The sequence below is a fragment of the Variovorax sp. GW823-FHT04F07 genome (assembly GCF_058795995.1).
On sequence record NZ_JBXAIG010000003.1, the window covers coordinates 137,556 to 155,474 of the forward strand.

Annotated in this window: 18 protein-coding genes; 13 read left to right on the forward strand and 5 right to left on the reverse strand. The window is 69.3% G+C overall.

Annotation, left to right across the window (positions count from 1 at the left end; translation table 11 throughout):
- Window positions 1-61: 61 nt before the first annotated feature.
- The 4 genes from pbpC (at window position 62) to AC1RAA_RS15935 (ending at window position 5,862) form a co-directional block, all read left to right on the forward strand.
- The gene (gene pbpC / locus AC1RAA_RS15920) at window positions 62-2,293 is read left to right on the forward strand and encodes a penicillin-binding protein 1C (protein ID WP_492731960.1); all 2,232 of its coding nucleotides are present in this window, start codon (window positions 62-64) and stop codon (window positions 2,291-2,293) included.
- Entirely contained in the window at window positions 2,290-3,756 is a 1,467-nt protein-coding gene (locus AC1RAA_RS15925) for a TPM domain-containing protein (RefSeq protein ID WP_492731958.1), read from the forward strand. Before pbpC ends, AC1RAA_RS15925 begins: the two co-directional genes overlap by 4 nt.
- Before the next feature lie 112 nt (window positions 3,757-3,868).
- Entirely contained in the window at window positions 3,869-4,549 is a 681-nt protein-coding gene (locus AC1RAA_RS15930; RefSeq protein ID WP_095949614.1) for a FadR/GntR family transcriptional regulator, read from the forward strand.
- Window positions 4,546-5,862 carry a CynX/NimT family MFS transporter gene (locus tag AC1RAA_RS15935; protein WP_492731956.1) on the forward strand — a complete coding sequence of 439 codons (1,317 nt, stop codon included), beginning with the start codon at window positions 4,546-4,548 and terminating at the stop codon, window positions 5,860-5,862. The genes AC1RAA_RS15930 and AC1RAA_RS15935 overlap by 4 nt, the downstream gene beginning before the upstream one ends.
- A gap of 15 nt (window positions 5,863-5,877) precedes the next feature.
- On the opposite strand, the gene AC1RAA_RS15940 is transcribed toward AC1RAA_RS15935, so the two are convergent.
- Window positions 5,878-6,684, reverse strand: a complete 807-nt coding sequence (locus AC1RAA_RS15940) for a hypothetical protein (RefSeq protein ID WP_492731954.1) — start codon at window positions 6,682-6,684, stop codon at window positions 5,878-5,880.
- Between the two features lie 167 nt (window positions 6,685-6,851).
- Here AC1RAA_RS15940 and AC1RAA_RS15945 point away from each other — a divergent pair, with 167 nt between their 5' ends.
- The 4 genes from AC1RAA_RS15945 (at window position 6,852) to AC1RAA_RS15960 (ending at window position 11,141) form a co-directional block, all read left to right on the forward strand.
- Complete coding sequence (locus tag AC1RAA_RS15945; RefSeq protein ID WP_095949616.1) at window positions 6,852-9,086, forward strand: NADP-dependent isocitrate dehydrogenase; 2,235 nt, start codon at window positions 6,852-6,854, stop codon at window positions 9,084-9,086.
- 153 nt (window positions 9,087-9,239) lie between these two features.
- A complete protein-coding gene (locus tag AC1RAA_RS15950; protein WP_492731952.1) occupies window positions 9,240-9,599 on the forward strand; it encodes a DUF1161 domain-containing protein in 360 nt (119 codons plus the stop codon).
- Between the two features lie 13 nt (window positions 9,600-9,612).
- Window positions 9,613-10,215: a Pr6Pr family membrane protein gene (locus AC1RAA_RS15955; RefSeq protein ID WP_492731951.1), complete on the forward strand. Its 603-nt coding sequence runs from the start codon at window positions 9,613-9,615 to the stop codon at window positions 10,213-10,215.
- A 161-nt stretch (window positions 10,216-10,376) separates the two neighbouring features.
- On the forward strand, window positions 10,377-11,141 hold the full coding sequence (locus tag AC1RAA_RS15960) for an SDR family oxidoreductase (protein WP_492731949.1): 765 nt from the start codon (window positions 10,377-10,379) through the stop codon (window positions 11,139-11,141).
- A 14-nt stretch (window positions 11,142-11,155) separates the two neighbouring features.
- Here AC1RAA_RS15960 and cynS read toward each other — a convergent pair whose 3' ends face one another.
- Together cynS and AC1RAA_RS15970 are read right to left on the reverse strand one after the other, a co-directional pair.
- Window positions 11,156-11,599: a cyanase gene (gene cynS / locus AC1RAA_RS15965; protein WP_492731948.1), complete on the reverse strand. Its 444-nt coding sequence runs from the start codon at window positions 11,597-11,599 to the stop codon at window positions 11,156-11,158.
- A gap of 73 nt (window positions 11,600-11,672) precedes the next feature.
- Window positions 11,673-12,095 (reverse strand): nuclear transport factor 2 family protein, encoded by a 423-nt coding sequence (locus AC1RAA_RS15970; RefSeq protein ID WP_492731946.1) that lies wholly within the window; start codon window positions 12,093-12,095, stop codon window positions 11,673-11,675.
- An 87-nt stretch (window positions 12,096-12,182) separates the two neighbouring features.
- Here AC1RAA_RS15970 and AC1RAA_RS15975 point away from each other — a divergent pair, with 87 nt between their 5' ends.
- The 3 genes from AC1RAA_RS15975 to AC1RAA_RS15985 all read left to right on the forward strand — a co-directional run bounded on the left by AC1RAA_RS15975 (window position 12,183) and on the right by AC1RAA_RS15985 (window position 14,984).
- The gene (locus AC1RAA_RS15975; RefSeq protein ID WP_492731944.1) at window positions 12,183-12,764 is read left to right on the forward strand and encodes a TetR/AcrR family transcriptional regulator; all 582 of its coding nucleotides are present in this window, start codon (window positions 12,183-12,185) and stop codon (window positions 12,762-12,764) included.
- A gap of 31 nt (window positions 12,765-12,795) precedes the next feature.
- Complete coding sequence (locus tag AC1RAA_RS15980; RefSeq protein WP_492731942.1) at window positions 12,796-13,689, forward strand: LysR substrate-binding domain-containing protein; 894 nt, start codon at window positions 12,796-12,798, stop codon at window positions 13,687-13,689.
- A 137-nt stretch (window positions 13,690-13,826) separates the two neighbouring features.
- On the forward strand, window positions 13,827-14,984 hold the full coding sequence (locus AC1RAA_RS15985) for an alpha-hydroxy acid oxidase (protein WP_062478017.1): 1,158 nt from the start codon (window positions 13,827-13,829) through the stop codon (window positions 14,982-14,984).
- A 56-nt stretch (window positions 14,985-15,040) separates the two neighbouring features.
- On the opposite strand, the gene AC1RAA_RS15990 is transcribed toward AC1RAA_RS15985, so the two are convergent.
- Entirely contained in the window at window positions 15,041-15,673 is a 633-nt protein-coding gene (locus AC1RAA_RS15990) for a TetR/AcrR family transcriptional regulator (RefSeq protein ID WP_492731940.1), read from the reverse strand.
- An 81-nt stretch (window positions 15,674-15,754) separates the two neighbouring features.
- Between AC1RAA_RS15990 and AC1RAA_RS15995 the strand changes: the two genes are divergently transcribed.
- Window positions 15,755-16,411, forward strand: a complete 657-nt coding sequence (locus AC1RAA_RS15995; protein WP_492731938.1) for an O-methyltransferase — start codon at window positions 15,755-15,757, stop codon at window positions 16,409-16,411.
- Between the two features lie 150 nt (window positions 16,412-16,561).
- Window positions 16,562-16,894 carry a hypothetical protein gene (locus AC1RAA_RS16000; protein WP_492731936.1) on the forward strand — a complete coding sequence of 111 codons (333 nt, stop codon included), beginning with the start codon at window positions 16,562-16,564 and terminating at the stop codon, window positions 16,892-16,894.
- Window positions 16,895-16,918: 24 nt separating this feature from the next.
- Here AC1RAA_RS16000 and AC1RAA_RS16005 read toward each other — a convergent pair whose 3' ends face one another.
- On the reverse strand, window positions 16,919-17,893 hold the full coding sequence (locus tag AC1RAA_RS16005; RefSeq protein ID WP_492731934.1) for a tripartite tricarboxylate transporter substrate-binding protein: 975 nt from the start codon (window positions 17,891-17,893) through the stop codon (window positions 16,919-16,921).
- Window positions 17,894-17,919: the final 26 nt, after the last annotated feature.

Consider the following 17,919-nt stretch of genomic DNA (forward strand, 5'->3'; position numbering starts at 1 on the left):
GGCATGGCGGAGAATGGGCCGTCTCCGCTTTGCCTGCCGCCCCGCGGCCCTGTCTGCTGCGATGCCTCTTGCGTTCTCGTTTTCTTCCACCGCCCGGCACACCCTGGCCGTGGTCCTGCTGACGGCAGCCGCCGCACCCTCCGCCTGGGCGCTGGCCAGCTTCGAGGAGGTGAAGCGCGACTTCCGTTCCTCCGAGACCGCCGTGCTCGACCGCCAGGGCGAGCTGCTGCAGCGCGTGCGCACCGACCCCACGGTGCGGCGCGGCCAGTGGACCGCGCTGGCCGACGTGTCGCCCGCGCTGCGCGCGGCCATGGTGCTGAGCGAGGACAAGCGCTTCTACGAACACAGCGGCGTCGACTGGCGCGCCGCCTCGGCCGCCGCCTGGGGCAACCTGTGGAACACGCGCACGCGCGGCGCCTCGACCATCACCATGCAGTTGGCGGGCCTGCTCGACGACGACCTGCGCCGCGCGGCGGGCGGGCGCAGCTTCACGCAGAAGATCGGCCAGACCGTGGCCGCCACGCAGCTGGAGCGCCGCTGGCGCAAGGACCAGATCCTCGAGGCCTACCTGAACACGGTGCCCTTCCGCGGCGAGATCGTCGGCATCGACGCGCTCTCGCGCACGCTCTTCAGCAAGGCCCCGAGCGGGCTCGACGCACGCGAGGCCGCCGTGGCCGCCGCGCTGGTGCGCGCGCCCAACGCCCGGCCCGCCCTGGTGGCGCAGCGCGCCTGCGAAGTGCTGCGCGTGATGGAGCCCGGCGCCAAGACCGATTGCGAGGCGCTCGACATGTTCACCAGTGCGGTGGTGCAGCGGCGTGCGTTCGAGCCCAACGAAGGCATCGCACCGCATGCCGCGCGGCGGGTGCTGCGCGAACTGCGTGACGCGGGGAACGACAAGTCCGCCGCGCCCACCAGCGTGCGCACCACGCTGCGCGCGCCGCTGCAGCGCTACGCGCTCGACAGCCTGCAGCGCCACCTGCGCGAACTGCGCGACCGCCACGTGGAAGACGGCGCGCTCGTGGTGCTCGACAACGCGAGCGGCGAGGTGCTGGCCTGGGTCGGCTCCTCGGGCCCGCTGAGCCAGGCCGCCGAGGTCGACGGCGTGACCGCGCTGCGCCAGCCCGGCTCCACGCTCAAGCCGCTGCTGTACGCGCAGGCCCTGGCCGAGAAGCGCATCACGGCGGCCTCTCTGATCGAGGACTCGTCGGCGCAGATCAGCACCGCGAGCGGCCTCTACATTCCGCAGAACTACGACCGCCGCTTCAAGGGCCCGGTGTCGGCGCGCACCGCGCTGGCCGCCTCGCTCAACGTGCCGGCCGTGCGCACGCTGGTGATGGTGTCGCCCGAAGCATTTGCACGCGAGCTGCGCGCCGCCGGCCTGCCGCTGCGCGAGAGCGGCGACTACTACGGCTACAGCCTGGCGCTGGGCAGCGCCGAGGTGTCGCTGCTGTCGCTGGCCAATGCCTACCGCATGATGGCCAACGACGGGCGCTTCGGGGCGACCACGCTCACGCCGCGCCCGCCTGCGCCGGCCGGCAAGGCGAAGCCTGCAGAGGCCGCGCCGCTGCTCGACCCGCGCGCCGCCTTCATCGTCAGCGACATCCTCTCCGACCCGAACGCGCGCACGCGCACCTTCGGCCTGGACAGCATCCTGTCCACCCGCTTCTGGACCGCTGTGAAGACCGGCACCAGCAAGGACATGCGCGACAACTGGGCCGTGGGCTGGTCGCAGCGCTACACGGTCGGCGTGTGGGTCGGCAACGCCAGCGGCGCCTCGATGTGGGACGTGAGCGGCACCAGCGGCGCCGCGCCCGTGTGGGCCGAGGTGATGCGCTTCCTGCACGCACGCGAACCCAGCCGCGCGCCCGCGCCGCCCGCCGGGCTGGTCGAGGCGCGCGTGAGCTTCGGCCCGGGCGCCGACGGCAACCCGCTCGAAGCGGCGCGCAGCGAATGGTTCCTGCAGGGCACCGAGCAGCCGCTGTTCGCGCTCGACACCGGCATGGCGAGCGACGCCGCCTCGGCGCGCATCACGGCGCCGGCCGACGGCACGATCCTCGCGCTCGACCCCGACATTCCGCCGCAGCGCCAGCGCGTGCGCTTCGAAGCCGAAGGACGCGGCGTGCAGTGGCGCATCGACGGCAAGTTCCACGCGCGCGGCAACAGCGCGCAGTGGCTGCCGTGGCCGGGCCGGCACCTGATCGAGCTGGTGGACGCCAGCGGCAAGGTGGTCGACCAGCGCCGGGTGGAGGTGCGCGGCGCGGGCGTGGTGGCGGCGAAGGGCGCGCGCCGATGAACGCGCCGATGCGCGCGCCGTTGTCGCTGCCCCGCTGGCTGTCGCTGTGCCTGGGCCTGCTGCTCGTGCTGTGCCTGGCGGGCCCGCGTACCGCGCAGGCCAAGCCCGTGCCGGTGCCGCCGATGAGCTCGCGCGTGGTCGACCTTGCGCAGGCGTTGCCGGCCGGCGAGGCCGAGGCGCTGCGCGCGCAGATCGCCGACATCCAGAGCCGCTCCCAGGCCCAGCTCGCGGTGCTCATCGTGCCGACCACGGGCGAGGACACCATCGAGGGCTACGCCACGCGCGTGTTCGCGAAGTGGCGGCTGGGCCGCAGCGACGCCGACGACGGCATCCTGCTGCTCGTGGCGCAGAAAGACCGCCGCATGCGCATCGAGGTCGGCACCGGGCTCGAAGGCACGGTGACCGACATCCAGGCGGCCCGCATCATCGACCGCGAGATGGCGCCGCGCTTTCGCGAGGGCGACTTCGCCGGCGGCGTGCAGGCGGCCGTGGGCGCGCTCGCGCGGCTGCTCGACGGCGAGGTGGGCGTCGTCGTGCCCGAGTCGCAGCAGATCGTCGTGGACCACGCCGCCGCACCCGACGAAGAGAAAGTCACCAGCCTGACGAGCGGCGGCCACGTCACGCCCGAGGGCTGGGGCCTGCTGGGCGTGGTGCTGTGGGGCCTGGGCCTGGGCATCTACCACGGCCGCGGCATCGAGCGCGACCCGCGGCGCGGCAGCTCGGCCTCGCGGCGTGCCGAAGAGAAAAAACGCAAGGGCCAGCGCAAGGGCAGCGCGCGCCCCGAACCCTGGGCCGACGCCCTGGCGGCGATCGAGCCCGAACCGGCGCGTGCGCGCCCTGCCCCGCGCGACCTGCGCCTGGTGCTCGGCCTGCTCGGGGCCGGCCCGCTGGCGGCCGGCGCGGCGCTGCTGAACCCGGCCATCGCGCTGGTGCTGGCGATGCCGGCGATCTTCGGCTACGGCCTGGGCTTTCTCTGCGGCATGTCGCGCACGGCCGCCATCTTCATGGGCGGCTTCGTGCTCGTGATCGCGTCGCTGGTCGCCGTCGCATTCACGGTCGGCGCCGACCGCTTCTGGTGGGGCTTCCTGTGGGCGCTGTGCATCGGCGGCGTGACGCTGTTCGTGGCGATCATCGTGCGCTGCATGGTCAACACCTTCCAGCGCAGCGTGATCAGCTTCCTCGTGCGCCTGGCCATCGTGGCGGGCATCTGCGGCTACGTGTTCCACATCACCTCGCCCGGCCCGGTGCCGGACACCTCGTGGATTCCCATCGCGCTGGCGGCGTTCTTCTCGATGCTGATCGGCTTCCTGCCGCCCGGCGTCATGGAATCGAGCGACGACGACGGGGACAGCGGCTGGAGCAGCAGCAGTTCGTCGTCCTCCTCGTCCTCTTCCTCGTCGTCTTCGTCCTCCTCGGACAGCGGCGGTTCGAGCAGCGGCGGCGGCGCCTCGGGCAGCTGGTAAAGCGGGCGGCCGGGCCCCCTTCCGCGCCGCCTCATGCCCCTCCCGCCGACCGCGTCTTTTTAACAGTGGTTAAATTCATCCAATCATTCAATGAATAAACCGCCCTGATCCCATGCTCGTCCAACCGCCCCGCACCTCCCTGGCCGACGCCGCCGCGAACAGCATCCGCACCGAAATCGCGGCGGGCCGCTGGCCCATCGGCTCGCGCATTCCGATCGAGCCCCAGCTGGCGCAGCTGCTGGGCGTGAGCCGCGGCACGGTGCGCGAGGCGGTGAAGACGCTGGTGTCGCGCGGCCTGCTCGAGGTGCGGCAGGGTTCGGGCACGTACGTGCGCTCAGGCTTCGACCCCTCGGCCAGCCTGCAGAAGCTGCGCCTGGCCAGCCTGCGCGACCAGTTCGAGGTGCGCCGCGCGCTCGAGGTCGAGGCCGCCCGGCTCGCCGCCGTACGCCACACCGCGAAAGACCTGCGCCGGCTGAACGCCCTGCTCGACAAGCGCGGCCAGCCCGACCTGGCCGACGGCGGCGCGGCCTTCATCGAGCGCGACCTGGCCTTTCACCTGGCCATCGTCGATGTGTCGGGCAACCTGGCGCTGGTCGAGACCTGCCGCTTCATCACCGGCTACATCAAGGAAACCATCGCCAGCACGCTGAGCGCCAGCCTGCCCGAGCCCGACGAGGCGGCGCACCGCGCCATCGTCGAAGGCATCGCGAGCCGCGACCCCGAGCGCGCCGCCGCCGCCGTGCGCGAGCTGATGGCGCCGACGCTCAACGCGCTCGCACTGGGCACCGCATGAACTCCATGACCTTGCCCACGGGTGTTGCTGCGCGCACCCAGGCGGCGCCATCGGGCGCCGAAGAACTGCTGATCGACGCCGAAGTCGACAGCCTCCCCGCGCCGCGCCCCACGCCGACGCCCAGCCGGGGCCGCCAGCTGCTGCTGGGCCTGACGGTGGTGCTCATCGCCTTCAACCTGCGCCCGGTGTTCGCCAGCCTGTCGGTGGTGCTGCCGGAAATCATCCGCGCCACCGGCCTGTCGGCCACCGCGGCCAGCCTGCTGACCACGCTGCCGATCGTCTGCCTGGGCGTGTTCGCGCCGATGGCGCCCTGGCTCGGGCGCCGCTTCGGCACCGAGCGCACGCTGCTGGGCTGCATGGTGCTGATCGGCGTGGGCACGGTGCTGCGCGGCACCGGCAACATCCCGCTGCTGTTCCTGGCCTCGGCCATCGCGGGCAGCGGCATCGCGGTGTCGAACGTGCTGCTCTCGGGCCTGGTGAAGCGCGACTTCGCCAAGCAGGCCGCGCTGATGATGGGCCTGTACACCATGGCCGTGTGCGGCGGCGCCGCCAGCGCCGCGGGCCTGACGGTGCCGCTGGAGCACGCACTGGGCGGCGGCTGGACGCTGGCGCTCGCCATGTGGGCCGTGCCGGCCGCGCTGGTCACGTTCATCTGGGCGCCGCAGGCGCTGCCGCTCAAGCCGGTGGCCAGCGAGTCGGGCTTCACCGTGCGCGGCCTGTGGCGCGACCGGCTGGCCTGGCAGGTGACCTTCTTCATGGGCCTGCAGTCGGCCCTGGCGTACATCGTGATGGGCTGGCTGGCGCCGATCCTGCGCGAGCGCGGGCTCAGCGGCGAAATGGCCGGCTACGTGGTGTCGCTGTCGGTCATGACGCAGGTCGTGACCTGCCTCGTGGTGCCGGCGCTGGCCGTGAAGCTGCGCAACCAGCGCGCGCTGGCGGTGGTGCTCTCGGCGATGACGGTGGCGGCCATGCTGGCCATGCTGTTCGCGCCGCTGGACGCCCCCGGCGGCATGTGGACCTGGGCCGTGGTGCTGGGCATCTCGCAGGGCGGCACCTTCGCGCTGGCGCTCACGATGATCGTGCTGCGCTCGCCCGATTCGCACATTGCCGCGCACCTGTCGGGCATGGCGCAGGGCGTGGGCTACATGGTGGCGGCCTTCGGCCCCCTGCTGGCCGGGCTGCTGCACGGCTGGACCGGCAGCTTCCGCGCCTCGGCGTGGCTGTTCGTCGGCCTGGGCGTGGTGCTGGTCATGGCAGGGCTGGGCGCGGGACGCACGCTGCACGTGGGTGCGGTGACGGTGCCGCGGCACTGATCCGCTGCTGTCCGCTTACTGCAGCCCGCCGTCGCAGGCGGTCGGTTTCCGGGCGCTGTCGTCCGTGAAGTCGACGCTGGTGCGCTTGTTGCCGGCCGGCCCCGTGTGCGCTGGCCACTCGCTCTGCAGCCAGGTGTAGCGCCACGCATAGGGACCGCCGGCCTTCGCCGGCGCGTCGTAGGCGATGCGCAGGCTGCCGCGGCTTTCGTCGTGGCAGTGCTTCGAGGTCTTGTATTCCTTCTCGCTGAAGCAGGCGCGGATCGACCGCGAACACCAGTACGGGATGCTCTCGCGCGCGGCCTTGGCGCGCTGCCCGGGCGGCGTGTCCAGCGGCACGAAGTCGGCCGTCACATAGGACGCGCCGCCGCCCGAATAGCTTTCCGATTCGTGCTGGGTCACGGCCACGGCCCAGCGGCCCTCGGCCAGCGGGTAGAGCACCGGCGCGAGGGCCAGGTGCAGCTCGGGGTCGGTGCTGGGGCGGTCGCGCTGCTGCGAGGCCACGTAGGTCGAGAAATCGTGCAGCTGCGCGAGTTGCCAGCCACCGGCGCCGGCGTCGCGCTTCAGGCGCGCCATGGCCAGGGGCTTTTCCGAGGTGAGCAGGTAGTCGTCGGGCGCGCCGCCGTCGCGCGGGCGGTGCAGCTTCAGCGCCCGCGCATCGCAGGGCTGGGGCAGCAAGGCGCACAGGTGGGCGCGCCACATGGCGTCGACGGCCTCGGGCGTCTTGACGGCCACGAAGACCTGCGCCGCGGGCGCAGCGAGCACGGGGCCGGCCGGCAGCGACGCGAGAAGACCGACGATCCCGGCAAGAGGCAGCTTTTTCATGGGGCGCAATGGTAGCCATCGCGGGAAGCCCTGGCAGAGGGGTCATCGGGGTTTCTCCGGCCGCGACGCGGCCCGACCGGGCGACAATGGGGGGCTCCGGCGAAAGTCCATTTCGCCCAATGAAATTTCAGCCCTCTCGACAACCCAGAACCTACGGAAGCAAGCGCATGAGCACGAAGCAACCCACCATCGTCTACACCCTCACCGACGAGGCGCCCCTGCTGGCGACCTACGCCTTCCTGCCCATCGTGCGCGCCTTCACGGCTCCGGCCGGCATCAACGTGACGACGAGCGACATCTCGGTGGCCGCCCGCATCCTGGGCGAGTTCCCCGAGTTCCTGAGCGACGACCAGAAGGTGCCCGACAACCTGGCCGAACTGGGCAAGCTCACGCTCAAGCCTGAAGCCAACATCATCAAGCTGCCCAACATCAGCGCCTCGGTGTCGCAGCTCAAGTCGGCCATCAAGGAACTGCAGGGCAAGGGCTACAAGATCCCCGACTACCCGGAGAACCCGACCTCGGACGAGGACAAGGACATCCGCACGCGCTACAACAAGTGCACCGGCAGCGCCGTGAACCCCGTGCTGCGCGAAGGCAACTCCGACCGCCGCGCGCCCCGCGCCGTGAAGGAATACGCCCGCAAGAACCCGCACAGCATGGCCGAGTGGAGCCAGGCCTCGCGCTCGCACGTCTCGCACATGCACGGCGGCGACTTCTATCACGGCGAAAAGTCCATGACGCTGGACCGCGCCCGCAACGTCAAGATGGAACTGCTCACCAAGAGCGGCAAGACCATCGTGCTCAAGCCCAAGGTCGCGCTGCTCGACCGCGAGATCATCGACTCCATGTTCATGAGCAAGAAGGCCCTGCTGGCCTTCTATGAAAAGGAAATCGAAGACGCGCACAAGACCGGCGTGATGTTCTCGCTGCACGTGAAGGCCACCATGATGAAGGTCTCGCACCCCATCGTGTTCGGCCACTGCGTGAAGATCTTCTACAAGGAAGCCTTCGAGAAACACGGCAAGCTGTTCGACGAGCTGGGCATCAACGTCAACAACGGCATGGTCGACCTGTACAACAAGATCGCCACGCTGCCCCAGAGCACGCAGGACGAGATCAAGCGCGACCTGCACGCCTGCCACGAAGGCCGCCCCGAGCTGGCCATGGTCGACTCGGCCAAGGGCATCACCAACTTCCACTCGCCCAACGACGTGATCGTGGACGCCTCGATGCCCGCCATGATCCGCAACGGCGGCAAGATGTGGGGCGCCGACGGCCGCCTGAAGGACGTCAAGGCCGTGATGCCCGAATCGACCTTCGCCCGCATCTACCAGGAGATCATCAACTTCTGCAAGTGGCACGGCGCCTTCGACCCCAAGACCATGGGCACCGTGCCCAACGTCGGCCTCATGGCCCAGAAGGCCGAAGAGTACGGCTCGCACGACAAGACCTTCGAGATCCCCGAAGACGGCGTGGCCAACATCACCGACCTGGACACCGGCGAAGTGCTGATGAGCGAAGACGTGGAGAAGGGCGACATCTGGCGCATGTGCCAGGTCAAGGACGCCGCGATCCGCGACTGGGTGAAGCTGGCCGTGAACCGCGCGCGCAACTCCGGCATGCCGGTGGTGTTCTGGCTCGACGCCTACCGCCCGCACGAGGCGCAGCTGATCACCAAGGTCAAGATGTACCTGCACGAGCACGACACCACGGGCCTGGACATCCAGATCATGAGCCAGGTGCGCGCCATGCGCTACACGCTGGAGCGCGTCGTGCGCGGCCTGGACACCATCAGTGCCACCGGCAACATCCTGCGCGACTACCTCACCGACCTGTTCCCCATCATGGAACTGGGCACCTCGGCCAAGATGCTGTCGATCGTGCCGCTCATGGCCGGCGGCGGCATGTACGAGACCGGCGCGGGCGGCTCGGCCCCCAAGCACGTGCAGCAGCTGGTGGAAGAAAACCACCTGCGCTGGGATTCGCTCGGTGAATTCCTCGCGCTGGCCGTGAGCCTGGAAGACCTGGGCCTGAAGACCGGCAACGCGCAGGCCAAGATCCTGGCCAAGACGCTCGACGCCGCCACCGGCCAGCTGCTGGACAACAACAAGAACCCGTCGCCCAAGACCGGTCAGCTGGACAACCGCGGCAGCCAGTTCTACCTGGCCATGTACTGGGCCCAGGAACTCGCCGCACAGACCGAGGACAAGGAGCTGCAGGCCAAGTTCAAGAAGCTGGCCGAGGCGCTCACCGCCAACGAGAAGAAGATCGTCGACGAACTCGCCGCCGTGCAGGGCAAGGCCGTGGACATCGGCGGCTACTACCTGGCCGACCCGAAGAAGTACGAAGCCGTGATGCGCCCGAGCGCCACGCTGAACGCGGTGCTGGCACCGGCGGTCTGATCCCGCTGCGTTGCGCCTCCCGGGTCTGACCAGGCCCGGAAGTGCCCACACCAACGGCCTGTCGCTCGCGCGGCGGGCCGTTGGTCTTTGTGCACGACTAGACTCCGATTTCTCCCGCCCCCACTGCAAGCAAGAAAGAAAGGCAGGCCCCTCATGAAACGCCATTGGCTTGCTGTTGCCGCCGCCTGGCCCCTGCTCATGGCCGCCGGCAGCGCCCATGCCCAGAGCCCCACTCAGAGCAACTGCGCAACGCTGCGCGCCCAGATCGAGGCGAAGATCGCCGCGTCGGGCGTGACGAACTTCAGCGTGGTCACCGTCGATGCCGCCGCCACGGCGAGCGGCCAGGTGGTGGGCAGCTGCGAGCTGGGCACCAGGAAAATCGTCTACCAGCGCGAAGGCGGCGCGGCCTTGCCGGCCCCGAGCGCCACCTCGGCGCCCGCATCGCGCGGCGAGCCCATCCTCACCGAATGCAAGGACGGCTCGGTGTCCATGGGCGGCAGCTGCAGGCCCTGAGGACCGGCATCCCATGGCCTGGTCCGCCCTGCGCCTCTTCTTCGGCCTGCTGACCCTGGTGGCGATCGGCTGGCAGCTGACGATCCATGTGCGCATGGGCTTCGACGTCGTCAACTTCTTCAGCTTTTTCACCAACCTCTCGAACCTGTTCGCGGCCATCGTGCTGGTGCTGGGGGCGCGTCGCCTCTGGCGGCCGGCGTCCACGGGACCCGACGAAGGGCTGCGCGCCCTGTCGGCCGTGAACATGGTCGTGGTCGGCATCGTCTTCTCGCTGCTGCTGCGCGACGTCGACCTCGGCGCGCTGCGGCCGTGGATCAACACGCTGCTGCACCACGTGATGCCGTGCGTCGTGCTGCTCGACTGGCTGCTGCAGCCGCCGCGCAGGCGCCTCGGCGGCCGGCAGCTGCTGTGGACGCTGGTCTTCCCGATGGCCTACCTGGTCTACACGCTGGTGCGCGGCAGCCACACGGGCTGGTACCCCTACCCTTTCCTCAACCCTGCCCACGTGGGCGGCTACGGTGGCGTGGCCCTCTACGCCGCAGGCATCGCGCTGACCTTCGGGCTGGCGGGATGGGGGCTGCTGGCGTTGGGGAATCGGCTGGGCCGGCGCGCCTGACGCGGCCCCGCGCACGACCCGCCTGTTTCTGCATTTCGCAGGATCAGGCAAAAACCTCGTTCGATCCGGATACCGCCTCCGGCCCCTTCGCCCCGAGACTCCTCTGCATGCCCGGCGCACCCTTCGCGCCGTGGCGCATCGACCCGCATGAGGAGTTTTGTATGAGTGCAATCCAGGACACAGTGGTTCTCGTCACCGGCGCCAGCAGCGGCATCGGCGAGGCGACGGCGCGGCGGCTCGCGCGGCGCGGCGCCCATGTGGTGCTCGGCGCGCGCCGCACCGAACGGCTCGCGGCGCTCGCGGCCGAGATCAATGCCACCGGCGGCTCGGCGAGCTTCCGGCGGCTGGACGTGACGCACCGGCCCGACATGGAGGCCTTTGCCGAGTTCGCCCTCGACACGCACGACCGCATCGACGTGCTGGTGAACGCCGCCGGCGTGATGCCGCTGTCGCCGCTGTGGCAGCGCAAGATCGAAGAGTGGGAGCTGATGATCGACGTCAACCTGCGCGGCATGCTGCTGGGCGTAGCGGCCGTGCTGCCCACGATGCAGGAGCAGGGCTGGGGCCACATCGTCAACGTCGCGCCGGTGGCCATGGGCGGCGCCACGCCCGACTCGGCCGTGTACCACGGCACGCAGTACGCGGTGCAGGCGATTTCCGAAGGGCTGCGGCGGGAACACGCGGGGCGCGTGCACGTCTCGCTGGTGAGCCCCGACGTGGCCGAGGCCGCCGACCCGCTGGCCGAGCGCATCGCCGACAGCTACGCCTTCGAGCGCATGCGCACGCGGCGGCGGCTGACGACACCGGTCGACGGCGTGGCGCGTGCCATTGGCGGCGCGATCGAGGGCGCACGCTACGGCATGGCGGGCCCCGGCTGGCGCCCGGCCCCGACGCCGCGGCCGAAGCCGGCGGCACCGGTGTACTGACTGAGCGCCGAACGTCAGTAGCTCTTGTACGGCAGGAACTTGCCCGACAGCACCACGTTGACGCGGTCGCCCTTCGGGTCGGGCTGGCGCTGGATGTCCATGCTGAAGTCGATGGCACTCATGATGCCGTCGCCGAACTCTTCATGGATCAGCTCCTTGATGGTGGTGCCGTACACGCTCACCACCTCGTACCAGCGGTAGATCAGCGGGTCGGTCGGCACCGGCGTGGGCAGCGAGCCCTTGTAGGGCACGACCTGGAGCCACTTCTGCTCCTCGGGCGTGAGGCCGAAGATCTTGCCGAGGACCTTGGCCTGCTTGTCGTCGAGCGTCATCTGGCCGAGGCAGGCCGCGGTGGTCCACTCTTTCGACAAGCCGACCTTTTTGGCCACGTCGGCCCACTGGATGCCCTTGGACACCTTCACGGTGATGATCTTCTCGGTGACGTCGTTGCGGTTCATGCGGCTTGGCTCCTGGGTATGAAGGGATGCGACAGGGCAAGCAACAGGCATGCCCGTTGCCGCACCCTCCGCCTCAGCGCTCCCAGCGGAACTTGCGCTCCGACTCCGCAATGGACTGGTCGTTGATGCTGGCGTAGCGCTTGCGCATCAACCCGTTCTCCGCAAACTCCCAGTTCTCATTGCCGTGGCTGCGGAACCACTGGCCCGCGGCGTCGTGCCATTCGTACTCGAAGCGCACCGCGATGCGGTTGTCCATGAAGGCCCATAGCTGCTTCCTCAGGCGGTAGTCGTGCTCGCGCTCCCACTTGCGGGTGAGGAATTCCACCACCTGCTCGCGGCCATTGACGAAGTCGGCGCGGTTGCGCCATTCGGTGTCGGGCGTGTAGGCCAGGCTCACGCGCGCGGGGTCGCGCGAGTTCCAGGCGTCTTCCGCGGCCTGGACTTTCTGGAGGGCGGATTCAAGGGTGAAGGGCGGCAGCGGCGGGCGGGATTCCATGGCGGTCTTTCAGTCAAGAAATGAAGTGATGAAGGCCCGCAATGTGCCACGAGTAGACAGACCTGTCTACATGCCTACAATCGCCGCATGGACATCTCTGCACTGCCCGCGCGCGAGCGCATCCTGCTCACGGCGCACGAGCTCTTCTATGCCGACGGCATCCGCGCCACCGGCATCGACCGCGTGATCGCCGCGTCGGGCGTCACCAAGGTCACCTTCTACCGGCACTTCCCCTCGAAGGACGACCTGGTGCGCGCCTTTCTCGACCACCGGCATGGCGTGTGGATGGCCTGGTTCGTCGATGCGCTGGGCCGGCGCGACGCGCAGCAACGCATCGCGCTGGGGCAGGCGCTGCCGGTGCTGGCCGACGTGATGGCCGAGTGGTTCGCCGACCCGCTGTTTCGGGGCTGTGCCTTCATCAACTCGGTGGTGGAGGTGGGCGCCAGCGTGGCCGGCGCCGCCGACATCGCGCGCGAGCACAAGCGCGAGATGGTCGAGGTGATCGCCGGCCTGCTGCCCGACGGCCCGCAGCGCATGGCCGTTGCGCAGGCGGCCGCGCTCGGGGTCGACGGCGCCATCGTCAAGGCGCAGATGGGCGATGCGGCGCTGGCGCGCGAGGCGGTCGACGACCTGCGGCGGCTGCTCGATGCGCTGGTCGCCCTTCGATAACATCGCATCGCTCACTCCCTTTCAAAAACACATGGCATCGACGCGACTCCCCTCGACCCAGGGCCTGCAGGCCTTCGAGGCCGTCGCGCGGCTACGCAGCGTGAACGTGGCGGCCGAGGAGCTCAGCGTCACGCCCAGCGCGGTCAGCCACCGCATCCGCCAGCTCGAGACGCAGCTCGAGCTCAAGCTCTTCACGGGCAACGACTTCGGCCTGAGCGCCGACGGCGTGGCCTACCTAGCGCGCGTGCGCGAGGCCATCGCGGCGCTGCAGCAGGTGCCGGGGCGCGAGCCCGCGTCGCAGGTGCGGCGGCTGCGCGTGGCGGTCACGCCCACCTTCTCGCGCCAGATGCTGCTGCCCCGGCTGGCCGAGTTCCGCGACGCCTACCCGACCATCGAGCTGATGCTGCAGGTGACCATGCCGGTGCGCAACTTCACGGCCGAGGACGCCGACATCGAGCTGCGCTTCGGCACCGGCCCGTTCCACGACCGCGAGTTCTGCCAGCTGCTGGCCGACGACGTCTCGCCGGTGTGCAGCCCGGCCTACCTGGCGCGCCACGGCCCCTTCGAGCAGCACTTCTCGACCGACGCCGAGGTGGCGCGCGTGCAGATGCTGCGCACGCCGCTGGAGTCGTGGCGCATCTGGTTCAAGGCCTGCGGCATCGGCCTGCCCGAGCCGGCCGTGGGCCACCAGTTCAACGACCTGGGGCTGGCGCTCGATGCGGCCGCCGAAGACTTCGGCGTGGTGCTCATGCACCTGCGGCTGGGCCGCGCCTGGCTGGACAACGGCCGGCTGGTGCGCCTGTCGCCGCACAGCGCGCCCTCGCCCAACGCCTACTTCCTGTGCTGGCGCCCCGGCACCATGGAGCGCTGGGAATGCGCCACCTTCGTCGAATGGCTGCGCCAGGCGCTGCGCGAGCCGGGCTGAATAATTTTCAGACGGGGTGCGGGCTTTTTTCAGGTCGCCGGCGCATTTCCCCTGCAGACTCGACCCCCGGCGCTGCCGTGGCCCGTACAGGCTGCAGCCCGCCGCGACCCCCATAACACCAGCCAGGAGACTCCCCCGTGCCCGACCTTTCCAAGATCACCTGCATCGAAGACCTGCGGGCGATCGCCCAGCGGCGCGTGCCGAAGATGTTCTACGACTACGCCGACTCCGGCGCCTGGACCGAGGGCACCTACCGCGCCAACGAGAGCGACTTCCAGAAGATCAAGCTGCGCCAGCGCGTGGCCGTGAACATGGAGGGCCGCTCCACCCGCACCACCATGATCGGCCAGGAAGTGGCCATGCCCGTGGCCATCGCGCCCACGGGCCTGACCGGCATGCAGCACGCCGACGGCGAAATTTTGGGCGCGCGCGCGGCCAAGGCCTTCGGCATTCCGTTCACGCTCTCGACCATGAGCATCTGCTCGCTGGAAGACATTGCCGAGAACACCGACCGCCACCCCTTCTGGTTCCAGCTCTACGTGATGAAGGACCGTGACTTCATCGAACGCCTGATCGACCGCGCCAAGGCCGCCAACGTGTCGGCGCTACAGCTCACGCTCGACCTGCAGATCCTCGGCCAGCGCCACAAGGACATCAAGAACGGCCTGTCGACGCCGCCCAAGCCCACCATCAAGAACCTCATCAACCTGGCCACCAAGCCGCGCTGGTGCATGGGCATGCTTGGCACGAAGCGCCGCACCTTCGGCAACATCGCCGGCCACGCCAAGGGCGTGAAAGACCTGTCGTCGCTGTCGTCGTGGACCGCCGAACAGTTCGACCCTGCCCTGAGCTGGGCGGACGTCGAATGGATCAAGAAGCGCTGGGGCGGCAAGCTGATCCTCAAGGGCATCATGGACGAGGAAGATGCACGCCTGGCCGTGGCCAGCGGCGCCGACGCGCTCATCGTCTCGAACCATGGCGGGCGCCAGCTCGATGGTGCGCCCTCCTCCATCGCCGCGCTGCCGGCCATCGCCGATGCCGTGGGCAGCCAGATCGAGGTGTGGATGGACGGCGGCGTGCGCAGCGGCCAGGACGTGCTCAAGGCCCGCGCCCTGGGCGCGCGCGGCACGCTGATCGGCCGCAGCTTCCTGTACGGCCTGGGCGCCTACGGCCAGGAAGGCGTGACGCGCGCGCTGCAGATCATCCACAAGGAACTGGACATCACGATGGCCTTCTGCGGTCGCACGCAGATCGACGATGTGAAGTCGGACATCCTGTTGCCTGGCACGTTCTGAGGGGCGGCTGAAGACCTTGCCGGGGGCGGGCCGCCCCGCATGGCGGCACTGAAGGCTCAGCGCGAGGCCAGGCTGTCCATGTAGACGCAGAACATGTCGGCCATCGCGCCCGCCCAGGCCTCGATCTCGGCGTCGGTGCGGGGGCGCTCCGAAAACTCTTTCCCCACGGCGCTGAGCGTCGCCACGATCAGGTCGCCTGCCATCGCGCGCGTGGCGTCGGAGGCCGCTGGCAGCGCCTCCTGCATGAACACGCGGACGATCTCGTCGCCGGCGGCGCGCACCTCCTGTGCCTCGGGTGCGTCGCGGTAGAACGGCGCGGCGTCGCCGAGCGCCGTTCGCACATCGGCCTCTTCGCATTCGGAGCGGACGAACGCGTGCGTCAGCAGGCGCAGGCGCTCCAGCGCGGGACGCTGCGTGTCCCCGAGGATGCCGCGCATCAACTCTGTGGTCTGCCGCCATTCATCGCTCTGCAAGCGGAACAGGATCGACGCCTTGTTCGGGAAGTACTGGTACACCGACCCCACGCTCACGCCCGCGCGCTCGGCGACGCGCGTCGTCGTGAAGCGGCGCACGCCCTCTTTCGCCAAAACCTGAATGGCTGCCTGAAGAATGGCCCCAAGAAGGTCGGCCGAGCGCGCCTGCTTGGGCTGCCTGCGAGAGGAGATCGAGGGGCTAGGGCGGTCGGTCATGGGAGCGTGGCGGAACGCGAATGGAAAACATGAAGGGTTCTTCATAGTATTTCCCATCTGCTTTTCACACGAAAGAACCCCGTGACCACCTTGACCACCGCACCCCTCGCGCCCTTGCTGGACCGCCTGTTCCAGGAGGCCAGCGCGGCCACCAGCCCGGCCATTGCCGACGTGAGTCCGGAGGAACGCCATCGGCTGATGCACAGCAAGACCGGGTACATCGCGCTCTACAGCCGGCTCAAGGATGTGTGGCTGCCGGTGTCGCGCGAGACCGGCGTGCTGCTGTACCAGCTGGCGCGCAGCACGAACGCGCGTCACATCGTGGAGTTCGGCACCTCCTTCGGCCTGTCCACCCTGTACATGGCCGCGGCGCTGCGCGACAACGGCGGCGGCCGCCTGATCGGCAGCGAGTTCGAACCCTCGAAGGTCGCCAGGGCCCGCGCGCACCTGGCCGAAGGCGGCGTGGCCGACCTGGTCGATATCCGCGAAGGCGATGCGCTGCAGACGCTGGCCGTCGACCTGCCCGTCTCTATCGACCTGCTGCTGCTCGATGGCGCGAAGGCGCTCTACCCCGACGTGCTGGCGCTGCTCGAGTCACGCCTGCGGCCGGGCGCGCTGATCGTGGCGGACAACGCCGACCACAGCCCGGAGTACCTGGCGCGCGTGCGCTCGGCTGACAGCGGGTATCTGTCGGTGCCGTTCGGCGGTGACGTGGAGTTGTCGATGCGGTTGGGGTGAGGGCTCGCGATCAGTTTGCGATTGCAGCGGCGCGCGAGTTACTTGCGTCACGGTCATTGCTGATTTCCGCGTGACCTGCTGCGTGTGCATGAGACATGCGCTCCCTATGATTTTGAGGAGGCCACAACGGTCCGACAGGGAGAGAAAAAAATGACAGCACAGAACTCAGCCAACACAGCAAGCATGGCGATCCGATTCATGCTGAGCGTGCTCACGTGGGCCGTTTCGATCCCGGTCCTCAACGTCCTTCTCACCGGCCTGGCGCGACGCCAGGTCCTGGCATTGACGGGGACCGGTGTAGCCCTCGTCGCCTGCGCCCTGCTGTTGTGGGCTGGCTTGATCTACTGGTGGCGGGTTCCAGCCACCCCCAGCATCGCAAGGCGCGTGACGTACTTCATCGCCTACGTCACCGTCATGGCGCTGCTGGGGCTGATCGGCGTGTGGGTCGCCTTCTGGGCCACCGTTGCCATCCACGGGCTCTGAGCGCGATGCGCGCGGCCGACAAACTCAGTCCGCGTACACCCCCGCCGCCTTGATGATCGGGCTCCACTTCGCAATCTCCGCCGCCACGAACTTCTTGTGGCCCTCGGGCTCGATGCGGCCGTCGGTGGCGACCACGGCGCCCAGCGCTTCTTCGCGCTTGATGAAGTCCGCATCTTTCAGTGCCGCCTTCAGCGCATCGCTGATCTTCTTGAGCACCGGTGCGGGCGTGCCCTTGGGCGCGTACAGGCCGTGCCAAATCGTCACCTGGAAGTTCTTCAGGCCGGCCTCGTCGAGCGTGGGCAGGTCTTTCAAGAGCGGCGTGGTCAGGCGCTTGGGCGTGGTCACGGCGTAGGCCTTGACCTTCTTCGCTTCGATCTGCGGCGAGGTGTTGGTGCTCTGGTCGCACAGCAGATCGATCTGGCCGCCGATCAGGTCGGTGATGGCAGGCGCCGTGCCCTTGTAGGGCACGGGCGTCATCTCGGTCTTCGTGGCGCTCTGGTAGAGCAGGCCGCACAGGTGCGAGGCCGAGCCGATGCCCGCGTTGCCCAGGTTGATCTTTCCCTTGTTGGCGGCGATCCAGGCGGTCAGTTCCTTGTAGTTGGTGGCCGGAAGGCTGGGTTTGGCGATGAGCGTCATGGGCACGTCGTTGACGATGCCCAGGTACTCGAAGTCGGTCTCGACCTTGAACGGCACGTTGCGCACCAGCGTCGGCACGGTCGCCATCGCGATGTGGTTGAGCAGCAGCGTGTAGCCATCGGGGTTGGCGCGCGCCACCTTGGCCGCGCCGATGGAGCTGCCCGCGCCGGGCACGTTGTCGATGATGACGCTGGCGCCGCCCAGCGGCTTGCGCAGTGCCTCGGCGAGGTCGCGCGCGACGCGGTCGGTCGGGCCGCCGGCCGCGAAGGGAACGACGATGGTCACGGGTTTGCCCGCGGGAAAGTCCTGCGCGTGGGCGCACACAGCCAGGGCCATCGCCGCGAGGGCGAACATTTTTTTCATGGAAGTCTCCGTCAAGGTCAAAAGAA

Coding starts and splice junctions, on each gene's coding strand:
- AC1RAA_RS15945 (WP_095949616.1), top strand. CDS start 6,852: ATGAGCACGAAGCAACCCACCATCGTCTACACCCTCACCGACGAGGCG.
- AC1RAA_RS15955 (WP_492731951.1), top strand. CDS start 9,613: ATGGCCTGGTCCGCCCTGCGCCTCTTCTTCGGCCTGCTGACCCTGGTG.
- AC1RAA_RS15975 (WP_492731944.1), top strand. CDS start 12,183: ATGGACATCTCTGCACTGCCCGCGCGCGAGCGCATCCTGCTCACGGCG.
- AC1RAA_RS15925 (WP_492731958.1), top strand. CDS start 2,290: ATGAACGCGCCGATGCGCGCGCCGTTGTCGCTGCCCCGCTGGCTGTCG.
- AC1RAA_RS15940 (WP_492731954.1), bottom strand. CDS start 6,684: ATGAAAAAGCTGCCTCTTGCCGGGATCGTCGGTCTTCTCGCGTCGCTG.
- AC1RAA_RS15970 (WP_492731946.1), bottom strand. CDS start 12,095: ATGGAATCCCGCCCGCCGCTGCCGCCCTTCACCCTTGAATCCGCCCTC.
- pbpC (WP_492731960.1), top strand. CDS start 62: ATGCCTCTTGCGTTCTCGTTTTCTTCCACCGCCCGGCACACCCTGGCC.
- AC1RAA_RS15950 (WP_492731952.1), top strand. CDS start 9,240: ATGAAACGCCATTGGCTTGCTGTTGCCGCCGCCTGGCCCCTGCTCATG.
- AC1RAA_RS15960 (WP_492731949.1), top strand. CDS start 10,377: ATGAGTGCAATCCAGGACACAGTGGTTCTCGTCACCGGCGCCAGCAGC.
- AC1RAA_RS16005 (WP_492731934.1), bottom strand. CDS start 17,893: ATGAAAAAAATGTTCGCCCTCGCGGCGATGGCCCTGGCTGTGTGCGCC.
- cynS (WP_492731948.1), bottom strand. CDS start 11,599: ATGAACCGCAACGACGTCACCGAGAAGATCATCACCGTGAAGGTGTCC.
- AC1RAA_RS16000 (WP_492731936.1), top strand. CDS start 16,562: ATGACAGCACAGAACTCAGCCAACACAGCAAGCATGGCGATCCGATTC.
- AC1RAA_RS15930 (WP_095949614.1), top strand. CDS start 3,869: ATGCTCGTCCAACCGCCCCGCACCTCCCTGGCCGACGCCGCCGCGAAC.
- AC1RAA_RS15980 (WP_492731942.1), top strand. CDS start 12,796: ATGGCATCGACGCGACTCCCCTCGACCCAGGGCCTGCAGGCCTTCGAG.
- AC1RAA_RS15935 (WP_492731956.1), top strand. CDS start 4,546: ATGAACTCCATGACCTTGCCCACGGGTGTTGCTGCGCGCACCCAGGCG.
- AC1RAA_RS15990 (WP_492731940.1), bottom strand. CDS start 15,673: ATGACCGACCGCCCTAGCCCCTCGATCTCCTCTCGCAGGCAGCCCAAG.